Origin of the sequence: Mesorhizobium sp. M0195 (genome assembly GCF_040322115.1) — a bacterium.
In the GTDB taxonomy this organism is placed as follows: Bacteria; Pseudomonadota; Alphaproteobacteria; order Rhizobiales; family Rhizobiaceae; genus Mesorhizobium.
The window spans coordinates 1-795 of record NZ_JAMYSV010000086.1; the positions used below are offsets into that span (position 1 = coordinate 1).

The window sequence follows — 795 nt, forward strand, 5'->3', positions numbered from 1 at the left end:
GCCTTGCGTTGCAGAGGCAGTCGAACTCGCCGTCCTACAATTGCGCCGGAATGGTCGGAGGGCCCGCGCTCTATACCTCATTCCCGATTTTGACAATCCGACCGGGCGCGTCCTCGATAAGGCCTCACGATGCGATATCCTTCAAGTGTGCGCAAGAAATCGGATTATCGTTCTGGAGGACAATCCATATCGGCTATTTCGGTATGAAGGTGATGAGATCCCTCCGATGGCCGCTTTGGATGAGGCAGGAAGTGTTATTTACCTGTCCACATTCTCCAAGACCTTGAGCCCAGCTCTCCGCGTGGGAGCTGCGATACTGCCCGATACAATATTTGGAGACGCGCGCGCTTGCCGGGCACTTTGGGAAAACCTGGTCCAGCTCAAGAGTTTCATTACCCTCAATACAAGCCATATTACACAAGCGATTGTGGCGGGACTCTTGATCGAGCAGGCAGCAAGCTTGCGTGGTTGGATTCGCCCCGCGCTGGATTGGTATCGTGCAAATCGCGACGTCATGTTGCGTCAGCTGGACAGTGTGTTTTCGCCTTTCCCGGAGCAGATTCGATGGAATCGACCCTCTGGCGGCTTCTTCCTGTCTCTTGATCTTCCTTTCCGGTTTGGCGCGGACAGCGCGGACGAGTGTGCAAGGTGTGACAATGTCATTGTTATGCCGATGAGCTTCTTTGCATTGGATAACTCTCAAGACTGCCGGATTCGATTAGCATTCAGCGCGGTTACTCCCGAGCAAATCCGAACCAGTGTGACAGGTTTAGGCCGCTATGTGGCGCGGCGGTT

The 795-nt window shown here is 54.3% G+C and carries 1 protein-coding gene; it reads left to right on the forward strand.

Annotation, left to right across the window (positions count from 1 at the left end; genetic code table 11):
- Nucleotides 1–145: 145 nt before the first annotated feature.
- A partial coding sequence (locus NKJ12_RS32120; protein ID WP_502905768.1) for an aminotransferase-like domain-containing protein occupies nt 146–795 on the forward strand: 650 nt, incomplete at its 3' end.